Annotated in this window: 9 protein-coding genes, 9 tRNA genes and 1 rRNA gene; 15 read left to right on the top strand and 4 right to left on the bottom strand. The window is 29.3% G+C overall.

All coding sequences use genetic code 4. The annotated features are described in order from the left end of the window. Positions 1-174: 174 nt before the first annotated feature. The 12 genes from ACMZI9_RS02585 to ACMZI9_RS02530 all read left to right on the top strand — a co-directional run bounded on the left by ACMZI9_RS02585 (position 175) and on the right by ACMZI9_RS02530 (position 5,058). Positions 175-251, top strand: a tRNA-Pro gene (locus tag ACMZI9_RS02585). Between the two features lie 7 nt (positions 252-258). Next, positions 259-335 (top strand) — tRNA-Ala (locus ACMZI9_RS02580). A gap of 5 nt (positions 336-340) precedes the next feature. Next, positions 341-417: transfer RNA gene (locus ACMZI9_RS02575), tRNA-Met, on the top strand. A gap of 6 nt (positions 418-423) precedes the next feature. Continuing rightward, positions 424-499 (top strand) — tRNA-Ile (locus tag ACMZI9_RS02570). A 3-nt stretch (positions 500-502) separates the two neighbouring features. After that, positions 503-595: transfer RNA gene (locus ACMZI9_RS02565), tRNA-Ser, on the top strand. A 16-nt stretch (positions 596-611) separates the two neighbouring features. Next, positions 612-686 (top strand) — tRNA-Met (locus tag ACMZI9_RS02560). A 4-nt stretch (positions 687-690) separates the two neighbouring features. After that, positions 691-767, top strand: a tRNA-Asp gene (locus ACMZI9_RS02555). Positions 768-771: 4 nt separating this feature from the next. Continuing rightward, a tRNA-Phe gene (locus ACMZI9_RS02550) sits at positions 772-847 on the top strand. Between the two features lie 105 nt (positions 848-952). Next, positions 953-3,634 carry an isoleucine--tRNA ligase gene (ileS, locus tag ACMZI9_RS02545; protein ID WP_323176798.1) on the top strand — a complete coding sequence of 894 codons (2,682 nt, stop codon included), beginning with the start codon at positions 953-955 and terminating at the stop codon, positions 3,632-3,634. 2 nt (positions 3,635-3,636) lie between these two features. Next, positions 3,637-4,305, top strand: coding sequence for a signal peptidase II (locus ACMZI9_RS02540; RefSeq protein WP_323176799.1), 669 nt, complete (start codon positions 3,637-3,639; stop codon positions 4,303-4,305). Between the two features lie 193 nt (positions 4,306-4,498). Further along, positions 4,499-4,604 (top strand): 5S ribosomal RNA (rrf, locus tag ACMZI9_RS02535). Between the two features lie 130 nt (positions 4,605-4,734). Continuing rightward, positions 4,735-5,058, top strand: coding sequence for a thioredoxin family protein (locus ACMZI9_RS02530; protein WP_323176800.1), 324 nt, complete (start codon positions 4,735-4,737; stop codon positions 5,056-5,058). Positions 5,059-5,066: 8 nt separating this feature from the next. Here the strand turns inward: ACMZI9_RS02530 and ACMZI9_RS02525 are convergent. Together ACMZI9_RS02525 and ffh are read right to left on the bottom strand one after the other, a co-directional pair. Beyond that, positions 5,067-5,142: transfer RNA gene (locus ACMZI9_RS02525), tRNA-Thr, on the bottom strand. Positions 5,143-5,208: 66 nt separating this feature from the next. Then, positions 5,209-6,561 carry a signal recognition particle protein gene (gene ffh, locus ACMZI9_RS02520; protein WP_416099214.1) on the bottom strand — a complete coding sequence of 451 codons (1,353 nt, stop codon included), beginning with the start codon at positions 6,559-6,561 and terminating at the stop codon, positions 5,209-5,211. Between the two features lie 111 nt (positions 6,562-6,672). Here ffh and ACMZI9_RS02515 point away from each other — a divergent pair, with 111 nt between their 5' ends. From ACMZI9_RS02515 to ACMZI9_RS02505, 3 genes are read left to right on the top strand one after another with little or no spacing between them, the layout of a single operon-like run. Next, positions 6,673-7,614 (top strand): RluA family pseudouridine synthase, encoded by a 942-nt coding sequence (locus ACMZI9_RS02515; protein ID WP_323176802.1) that lies wholly within the window; start codon positions 6,673-6,675, stop codon positions 7,612-7,614. Further along, a complete protein-coding gene (locus ACMZI9_RS02510) occupies positions 7,607-8,557 on the top strand; it encodes a hypothetical protein (RefSeq protein WP_323176803.1) in 951 nt (316 codons plus the stop codon). Before ACMZI9_RS02515 ends, ACMZI9_RS02510 begins: the two co-directional genes overlap by 8 nt. A gap of 25 nt (positions 8,558-8,582) precedes the next feature. Then, positions 8,583-9,131: a SprT-like domain-containing protein gene (locus tag ACMZI9_RS02505; protein ID WP_323176804.1), complete on the top strand. Its 549-nt coding sequence runs from the start codon at positions 8,583-8,585 to the stop codon at positions 9,129-9,131. Between the two features lie 35 nt (positions 9,132-9,166). Here ACMZI9_RS02505 and tyrS read toward each other — a convergent pair whose 3' ends face one another. Together tyrS and tapR are read right to left on the bottom strand one after the other, a co-directional pair. Continuing rightward, complete coding sequence (gene tyrS, locus ACMZI9_RS02500) at positions 9,167-10,399, bottom strand: tyrosine--tRNA ligase (RefSeq protein WP_323176805.1); 1,233 nt, start codon at positions 10,397-10,399, stop codon at positions 9,167-9,169. Position 10,400: 1 nt separating this feature from the next. Next, on the bottom strand, positions 10,401-10,985 hold the full coding sequence (tapR, locus tag ACMZI9_RS02495) for a TyrS-associated PheT N-terminal domain-related protein TapR (RefSeq protein ID WP_323176806.1): 585 nt from the start codon (positions 10,983-10,985) through the stop codon (positions 10,401-10,403). Positions 10,986-10,996 lie beyond the last annotated feature (11 nt).

Here is a 10,996-nt window from a genome sequence, read left to right as displayed (position 1 = left end):
TTTAAAAGTATATTAAGATGTATTCAGACATTTTAATGAATTATTAAAATAACTATTCAGTTTTCAAAGAATATTTAACACCTTTAATGGTGTTTTTTTATTTTCAAAAAAATATAAAAAAAATTTCATAAAAATATTTTTTATATTATAATAATAACGCAACTAATGATTGTTGGAGAAGTAGCTCAGCTTGGTAGAGCACTACATTTGGGCTGTAGTGGTCGCAGGTTCAAATCCTGTCTTCTTCACCATTTATATGGGGGGTTAGCTCATTTGGCTAGAGCGCCTGCCTTGCACGCAGGAGGTGGTGGGTTCGAATCCCATACTCTCCACCATATATGGCACTGTAGCTCAGTTGGTTAGAGCATCCGGTTCATACCCGGAAGGTCAAGAGTTCGAATCTCTTCGGTGCTACCAAATTACGGACCTATAGCTCAACGGTTAGAGCAACCGGCTCATAACCGGTCGGTTACAGGTTCGAATCCTGTTAGGTCCACCATACGGGTGATTACCCAAGTCCGGCTGAAGGGACTAGTCTTGAAAACTAGCAGGGGCTTCACGGCCCGCGGGGGTTCGAATCCCTCATCACCCGCCAATAACAGGAGATACATAGCAGAGTGGAGCAGTGGTAGCTCGTCGGGCTCATAACCCGAAGGTCGAAAGTTCAATTCTTTCCTCTGCAACCAAAACGGTCCAGTGGTAAAGTGGTTTAATACGCCTCCCTGTCACGGAGGAGAACGCGGGTTCGATCCCCGTCTGGACCGCCATTATGGCCTTGTAGCTCAGTAGGTAGAGCAACAGATTGAAGCTCTGTGTGTCGCTGGTTCGATTCCTGCCGAGGCCACCAAAAATCCTCTAATTTGTTAACTTGTTAAGTTAGTAAATTAGAGGATTTTCTTATATAATTTAATTTATTTATAATTAATTTATAATTTAACAACAGGGAGAAAATATGGACTTCAAAAAGACTTTAAATATGCCACAAACAAGCTTTGAAATGAAAGCTAATTTAATTGAAAAAGAAAGTAAATATAGAGAAAAGTGATATCAAGATAACATATATCAAAGAATATTAGAAGAATATAAAGATAATGTGTCTTTCATTTTGCATGATGGTCCACCATATGCTAATGGAGATTTACACGTAGGTCATGCTTTAAACAAAATCTTAAAAGATATAATTGTGAGATGAAAAACTTTAAATAAATATTATTCTCCATTTGTTCCTGGATGAGATACACATGGATTGCCTATTGAACATAAAATGCTTTCAGAAAGCAACCTTAAGAAAGAAGAAATTTCACCACTTGAGTTAAGAATTAAAGCGAAAGCTTATGCATTGGAACAAGTCGAAATTCAGAAAGAACAATTTAAACAATTACAACTTTTTTCAGATTTTAAAAAGTATTACATCACTTTAGATAAGAAATATGTAGCTAAACAATTAGAAGTCTTTTCTAAAATGATTTTAGATGGTTTAGTATATAAGGGACTTAAACCGATTTATTGATCTCCTACTTCACAAAGTGCTTTAGCAGAAGCCGAAGTTGAATATAAAGAAGTAAGAAGTCCATCATTATATTTAAAACTAAGAGTTGTAAGTAGTAACTTTGACAAGATCCATAACGGTGATGATATTGTTGTTTGAACAACTACTCCTTGAACATTATTAGCTAACTCAGGAGCTGCTGTAGGGCTTAAAATTAAATATATCAGAGTTAAGGTTGAAAATGATACTCTAATTTTTTCAGAAGAATTATTTAAGAAATATGCTGAGAAGAATGAAATTTATGAATATGACATTCTAGATGAATTTTATGGGTATGAAGTTCTTGGTAAAAATATTTTATATTTCACACCAATCACTCGTTTATTAGCTCCGTTAGTTGTTGGTCATCATGTTACTGAAGAATCTGGTACAGGTATTGTTCATATTGCTCCAATGTTCGGAGAAGACGACTTTTTAATTGGGCAAAGATTTAATTTAGAACAAATTATGCACATTGCAGATGATGGAACTATCTTTGGAACAGGTACTGATTTTGATGGTTTATTTTATGATAGCGCAAACAAACCTATTGTTGAGTTTTTAGATGATAGAGTTATGAAATTGGAGTTTATGAAGCACTCATATCCACATGATTGAAGAACTCACAAACCAATTATTTATAGAGGTACACCTCAATGATTTGTTTCTATTGATAAAATTAGAAGAGACATTTTAGAAAATATTGAAACAAAAGTTTCAACATACCCAGAATGAGCTAAAACAAGATTAAGAAATATGATCGCAGAAAGAGGTGATTGAACTATTTCAAGACAAAGAACTTGAGGTGTTCCAATCATTATCTTTTATGATGAACATAAAAACCCTGTAATTGATAAAGAACAATTTGATTTCACAATTAATCAAGTTTTAGAGCACGATATCAATATCTGATGAGAATGAGATACACAAGACTTATTGCATCCAAAATACAAAGGTAGAGAATTTACAAGAGAAATGGATATTATGGATGTTTGATTCGATTCTGGTGTTTCATTTACTGCTGTTGATATTGATGATCGTTACAAAGCTCCATATGACTTATATTTAGAGGGAATTGACCAATACAGAGGTTGATTTAACTCATCTATCATTAACTCAGTTGCATATCAAAAAACAGCTCCATATAAGCAAATTGTTTCACACGGTTTTGTTTTAGATAAGAATGGTGACAAGATGTCAAAATCATTAGGAAATGTAATTAAGCCTATTGATGTTGTTAAAAAACGTGGTGCTGATATATTAAGATTATGAGCAGCTAATAGTGAATATACAAATGATGTAAATATTTCAGATGATATCCTCGATCAAAACACTGAAATCTATAGAAAAATCAGAAATACTATCAGATTTATGTTAGGTAATTTATCTGGTTTTGAATATGATTCTAATATTCAAAAAACAGGTATTCATGCACTTATTTCAGAACAATTAAATGAATTAAAATTAAACATTAAAAAAGCTTATGATGAATATAAATTCATTAATGTTGTTAAATTATTAAATAACTATGTTGTTGACTTATCTGGATTCTATTTATCAATTACTAAAGACATCCTTTATATAAGAAAAACAAACGATCCAGAAAGATTAATGGTTCAATCCAACTTATATGAAATCGTAGACTTTATTATTAAAGCAATTGCTCCTATTTTACCTACAACAGCTGAAGAAGCATACGAACACTTTAATAAAGCTACAAAGTACGACTCAATAATGTTTGATGCATTTGATTTTAATAATGTTGCAGTTAATAAATCATTAATTGAACAATTTGATGAATTCTTCCAATTACGTGCTGAAGTAAATGCTAAAGTTGATAACTTAATTAAAGAAGGTACAATTAAGAGAGTTAATGAAGTATATGTTAAATTACCAAATTCATTATCAGACTTTATCAAATCACTTGATTTAAAAACTTTATTAATGGTAGGTAAAGTATCATTTGAATCAAATAATGAATTAGAAATTACAACATTTGATTCTGAAAAATGTCAAAGATGTTGAAATCATTTCGAAAAATCAGAGATGATAGATAATTTATGTAATACATGTTATGAAATTGTAAAAGATTGGGAAGATAAATAATTATGAATAATCAAAAACAACAAAATAAAACTTTTGTTACTAAAATAGTTGAACACTTCAAAGTAAATTGAAAATCAATTTTAACTGCATATGTAATATTATTCATTGTTTTTGCAATTTTCTTAACAATAGACCAACTAACAAAAACTTTCCTATTTAAACATGGTGATGTTTTAAGATTAAGACCAGATGGCCAAGCTCCTTTACCAGATGGAACATACATTTTCCCTGAAAATATTTATCCATCAAATTCTGGTGAATGACAAAATTTTGGTTTATTTGGAATTAGATCTATTTGACATAAAGGTGTGACATTTTTGAAGACAACCGATATTGCTTTAATTCAAGGTTTAAGCTTTATGGTGGCTGTATTTATCCTAATATTGCCTTTATTCTTCACTAAGAATTCTTTATACTATTCAATCCCATTAGGTATCTTACTTGCAGGAGATTTCGGAAATGCGTTAGATAGAATTTTATTTAACGGTTATGTAAAAGATATGCTTTACTTACCTTGAGCAGATAAAGGTACATTCAATCTAGCTGATACATTTGTATTTGCTGGTATTATAGTATTCGTTATTATTTCAATTACAATGTGGATTAAAGAAGCACGTGATGAGGATAAAAATTTAGAATACGAAGCTAACATTTACATACGTAATAAATAATTCAGTAATTAAACAAACATCTCAACATTGTTGAGATGTTTTTCTTCTGCTAATTTTGTAAATTCATAGTATTAAATTTAGTTTCCTAATCAATGAATGTAAGTGACGAAATTTGTGTTTCATTGGAGATTAAAATTTTTTAGAAAAAAATTTAAAAAATATTTTTGTTTTTATTTATCAGTGCTATAATATTCACAGTGGTTATAGCAAAGGGGATCACCTGAATCCATTCCGAACTCAGTAGTTAAGCCCTTTAGTGCCGAAGATAGCTTTACAGTGAAAATAGGGAGCCGCTGCTTTTTTTATACCTTTTTTTAAAAATGTTATATCAAAAGCAGTAAAAAGTTTAAATTTCACAAAAAATAAGTGCTAAAAAGCACTTTTTTATTTTTTGGTATAATAATTACATATTGTTTAAGGGAGGCAAAAATGATTCACAATGATTTAACAAAACAAGATGTTTTTTCATTTTTAGATAATTCAAAAGGTGTAAAACTTTTAGTATTTTATACAGACTGATGTGGCCCATGTAAAATGTTATATGCAAACACATTAACTGAATTAGACCAAAAAGATAATGTTGAAATATTAAGAGTTAATATTGATAAAAACAGAGATTTTGCAAGAGAGATGAATATTACAAGTATTCCATATATTCAAATTTATAAAGATGCAAAATATGTAACTGCACTTTCAGGGTATTTACCATATTCAGAATTAAAATCTGTTTTAAACAAAGTGTCAAAAGAGTAATAAAAAAATGGTGCCAACAACTGGACTCGAACCAGCGACCCCTTCCTTACCATGGAAGTGCTCTGCCTGCTGAGCTATGATGGCACATTTAATAAGTTAATTTTATCAATAAAATTAAAAAAGCAACATAATTAAATGTTGCTTTTTGTTTTAGAATAATCCTCCAAGACCACCTAAACCACTTGTTCCACCATTTTTGAATTTATTAGCCATATCAACTATTCTTTTTTGCATTGACTCAAACTCATTAAGCAGTTTGTTGTATTCTTGAACGCTTCTTCCTGAACCTTTTAAAATTCTTTCTTTTCTAGAAGCTTGTTTTAAAAGTTTAGGATTTTTTCTTTCTTTCTTAGTCATTGAAGACATTAAGATTTGGTAAAGTTGCATTTTTTCTTCAGCTTTATCTAAGTCTTCTTCATTAATTTTATTTGATAAAGAACCAGGAAGCATTTTAAGTAATTTTGAGAATTTACCTAATTTCTTCATTTGCTTAATTTGATCCATTAAATCATCAAGGTCAAATTTACCTGAAAAAATTCTTTCAACCATATTTTTTGCTTTATCTTCATCAATGTTATCTTGCGCATGTTCGATAAGTGATAAAACATCACCCATCCCGAGAATTCTATCGGCCATACGGTTAGGGTGGAATAGATCAATATTAGATGTTTTTTCACCTGTACCAATGAATCTGATAGGCACATTTAGCACTTGACGTAAGCTTAATGCGGCTCCACCACGTGCATCTGAATCAAGTTTTGTAATAATTAAACCTGATAAACTTAAGTTATCATTGAATGTTTGAGCAACATTAACAATGTCTTGACCAGACATAGCATCAGCAACAAAGAATATTTCGGATGGATGAGCAATTTGTTTAATGTTTTTAAGCTCTTGCATTAACTTCTCATCAATTGATAAACGACCGGCTGTATCGATAATAATTAAGTCATTTTTATTAGCATCAGCTTGTTTTAATGCATTAGTTACAATTTCTTCTGCAGGAACTTCAACACCTTGCTCATAGTAATCAACTTGAATACTCTTTGCTAAAGTTACTAATTGTTGCACAGCAGCTGGACGATAAATGTCAGCTGCAACAACAAGTGGATTATTTACGAATTTTTTCTTTCTAAGATAGTAAGCAATTTTAGCTGTTGCTGTAGTTTTCCCTGAACCTTGAAGTCCACACATCATAATGATATAAGGTTTTTTTGTGATCGAAATTTCGGTAGTTTTTCCACCTAAAATATTCACAAGTTCTTCGTGAAAAATTTTAATCATTTGTTGTGATGGATTTAATTTACCTATAATTTCAGATTCTAAAGCTTTTGCTTTAACATTATTAATAAACTCTTTAACAACTCTTAAGTTAACGTCAGCTTCAAGAAGTGCTAATTTTACGTCTTTAGTTACTTCTAAAATATCAGCTTCATTTAGAGTTGTTTTTTTTGACATTTTTGCAATACTTTTTTGTATTCTTTTCTCTAAAAAATCTAACATAGTCATATTATAACATTAAAAACTTTTTATATAGTTTTCTCAAACGTACTAATAAATAAATATTTATTAGTAAATACAAATAAAATCTATAAAAAATATATAATTGAATTTATGATTGAATTAGTAGTTAAATATACTGAAAGAATTGATAAATATATTTCAAATAATACTGAAATATCACGTAATGATATTAAGCAACTTATTGATGAGAGAGTTGTAACAGTTGATGATGTTTTGGTTAATAAACCTAAATTTATGGTTAGAGAAGGTCAAGTAATTAAAATTTCAAGAGTACTTGATAAGGAAATTAAGGTAGTTCCTAAACAAATGGATTTAGATATTGTTTATGATGATGAATATTTATGTGTCATTAATAAACCAACTGGTATGACAGTTCACCCAGCTCCAGGTCATTATGAAGATACATTAGTGAATGGACTTTTATATCATTTTAAAAATAATTTATCAGACCAAAATGGATTGCTTAGACCAGGTATCGTTCATAGAATTGACAAAGACACAAGCGGTTTATTAGTTATCGCAAAGACTAATGAGGTTCACAATAAACTTTCTGAGTTATTTGCTACTCACGAAATTAAGCGTTCATATTTAGCAATTTGTGATGGTGTATTAGAAAGTAAAAAACTTAAATTAGTTTTACCTATTGGTAGAAATGCTAAAGATAGACTTAAAATGGAAGTAACTGATATTAATGCTAAACCAGCAACTACTCACGCTACTTTATTAAAAACATTTTACATTGATAACTTACCTAAATCACTTGTAAAATGCGAACTTGAGACAGGAAGAACACATCAAATCAGAGTGCATATGGCATATATTAAAAATCCAATTTATGGAGATCCAGTTTACAACAAGTATGTTGATGAAAATGGACAAAGATTACACGCTTATAAATTAGAATTACATCATCCTATGACTGGAAAAGAAATGGTGTTTTATTCAAAACCACCACACGACTTTGATGTAGCTGATTTTAATTTCGATGAATTTATAAAAGAAGATGAAATAAAGGAGGTATTGAATGCTTAAATGAAATTTAAGAGATTTTCTAAAATATCGTAAAGCAGATGAATTGTATGAAAAAGGACAAAAAACATTTGCTAGTTGAGTTTGACTTTTATTTGCTTCAATCACATTAATTGCTGCATTAACATTGGCCGGCTTCTTAATTGTGACAATTGGACACGATACATTTTTAAAACCTGAGACCACAAATTTATCAAGTGATGATGCAATTAAAGTCACAAATGAAAGTAAAAGTTTATTTATTTTCTACATAATAAATCAAATTTTTTACATAATTATTTTTTGTGCTGCTGCAATTGTGATAATTATTTCTTTTATCAAAGTTCGTAAGGAAAAAACTTATCTTAATTTCAATAGATGACCAATCCTATTATCAACAATTGTAGGACTATTTAGTGTTTTCACATTATTCAAGTACATTTTTAACGGTACATTCAATCAACCGGGTTTACCAAATATTGTAATTGCAATTGTTGTTATTGATGTTGTTACAACTATATTAACAATTGTTAACTGATTAATTCCTGCTAAAAAAGTTGTATTTATTATTAAGATGTTCTACTCAATTAAAATGGAAGAAGAAACACTTGCTATGGCTGCTAAAATGCAAGAGTTATTTAAAAATAACCCAAATGGTATTTCTGATTTATTTTCAGGATTTGCTAATGGCGCAAACTTAAATGATATTTTCAAAAATCAAAATAAATCAGCAGATGCTACTGATTCAGAAAAGAAAGATTCACCAGAAGAAGAAAAAATTCAAGCAGATGTTCAAAAGGAAACTGCAATCAAAAAACTTTTAGAAATTCCAAATGAGCAATTATTCAAAATGGCTGAATTATTAGGTATTAGTGGATATCAAGAAATGTCTAAAGATAAATTAGCTGAACTAATTTTTAATTACACAAAACAAGCTAAAGAGGAACAGAATAAAGAAAATGCTTAACAGGCATTTTCTTTATCTTTAATATATGGTTTACACACACAAATTACTTGCTGAAAATGAAATTTCAGTTGATAAAGATTGGTTTGTTTTATTAGGAGAAAGATACACTTACAAATTGCTTCCTAATAATTATCTTTACATATTTGACTTAAGTCAAAAAGTAGCAAAATCACTACGTTGTAGGTCTGAAAGAAGAATAAAACCATTATTATTGGAGTTTGCAAGAGAGCAAATTTCAATAATTATTCAGAAGTACTTTGATGAATATTCACAAATAATGAACATTGATAAAAGGTGAAGATGGGAGTTAAAAAACTCAAAATCATATTGAGGAAGATGTGTAATTAGATCATCAGATCCCAAAAAACAATTTTTAATAATGTTCAATGAGAGATTGTATTTAATCGATGAATATTTTATTAAAGAAACTGTGGTTCATGAATTATTGCATGCAGTAGGTTTTATTAAACATGATAAAACTTTTAAAAAAGAATTAGTTCGCTATTTACCTGATTTAAAAGAAAAGATTGAAGCTCATTATCATCCAATTTTGAGCAGAACTTCAAAGGTGTAAGAAAATTCTCATCAACCGATGAGAATTTTTCATTTCTATTTAATTTTGATTAAGTAAATATTTTTCTTACCAACGTGAAGAAGTGCGAATTTGTTATTTCATAAACTTGAATTTAAAACGCTGTCTTCATTTACTGGTTCTAAATTGAGCTTAATTGAATTATTTGTAATAAACTCTCTAGCTTCACGTTTTGATTTAATAATGTTATTTTGAATAAGTTGATTAATTAAATTTTGATCTTTAACTAATTCAAAATGGTTGATATCTTCATAAATATCAGATATTTCTTCTGTTGAATAATTTGATAAATCTAAATTTTTATTAAATAATATTTCTGAAATTAATTTTGCTTTTTTAGCTTCAGCACTAGAGTGAACGTCGGAAATAACTGCATAAGCAAGCTCTTTTTGAGCATATCTTAATGAAGGTTGCTCTTTATGTTTTTCGATAATTTGTTCAATTTGCTCTAATGGTAAAAATGTTAATCATTTAAGTAATTTTTCAACTTCGCTATCAGGTTGATTTAACAAGAATTGATACATAACAAATGGTTTTGTTTTTGATGCATCTAATCATAAACTACCACCACCTGTTGATTTACCAAATTTATTCCCATTTGCATCAGTTAATAAGTTAGCTGTAATTGCAACTGCTTTATGATCGTTTCCGTGCAATGTAGAAATCATATCTAAACCAGTTGTGATATTTCCTCATTGATCTGAACCACCGAATTGAATGCAAATATTTTTATCTTTGTATAAGGTAGCAAAGTCTCAACCTTGAATTAATTGGTAAGTGAATTCGGTAAAACTTAATCCTTTTTCAATTCTAGAAGCAACTGAATCTTTAGCAAGCATATATGAAATATTTACTAATTTACCTACAGATCTAAGAAATTCTAAAATATTCATATCTTTGTAAAAATCATAGTTATCAATAACAGTTAAACCGTATGATTCAAGCTGTGCCTTAATTTTATTTTTATTTTCTAGAACAGTAACATCATCAAGAAGTTGTCTTTCAGAATCTTTGAAAGAAGGATCACCAATCATTCCTGTAGCTCCACCTAGGATTGCATAAGTTGTAAAGCCTGCTTGTTTAAATCTTAATAAGTTAGCTATTTGAATGTAATTTCCTAAGTGTAAACTTGTTGCTGTTGGGTCAAAACCACAGTAAACTCCAACACCTTCCGGAAGTGAGTTGAATTTTTCCTCATTACTAATGGCTTTTAAAATACCACGGTTTCTTAATTCTTTAAGTACATTCATTTTAAAAATCAAAATCCTTTCCAATTTGTTCGCTTGTTCCGAAAATTAATCCTTCTCTATCGATTCCTAAAGTTCTGTATCCTGATAGCATTCCGTAACTTTTTACATTAAGCATTTGGCCTTCTAAGACTTCTAGACCACTAAAAACAGTTGTTCCTGGTAATGATAAAACAACAACTTTACCTTCTTGAGAATCTAATGTATTTGTAACTAATTGAATATGTTCATTTGTTTCTTTATTAATTAAAACTTCTAGAATAAATAACTTCTCACTTTTAGGGTGATTTTCTCTTTTTGTAATTAAACCGTAAATGATTTTAGGTTCATTTTCTAAAGCAAAACCATTTTTAACTAAAACTGAAGATAATTTTGCAATTTGTTCTGCATTTAATACACCAAATTTTGAACCAGGCTCAATATCAAGAAGCTTATTATCAAGTAAATTTATAGAATGTATTTTTTTATTATCATCTGAAAAAATAATCATATTATCAAGTTGTATTTGTTGAGTTTTCGAAACTCTACTATCAACAAAAATAATAGATACATTTGAGAATGATTTATGCAAATTATTAAACAATATCATAAACAAAATTA

The sequence above is a fragment of the Mycoplasma sp. 4079 genome (genome assembly GCF_047785185.1).
GTDB lineage: Bacteria > Bacillota_I > Bacilli_A > Mycoplasmatales > Metamycoplasmataceae > Mycoplasmopsis.
This window is presented reverse-complemented; position numbering and strand designations above follow the sequence as displayed.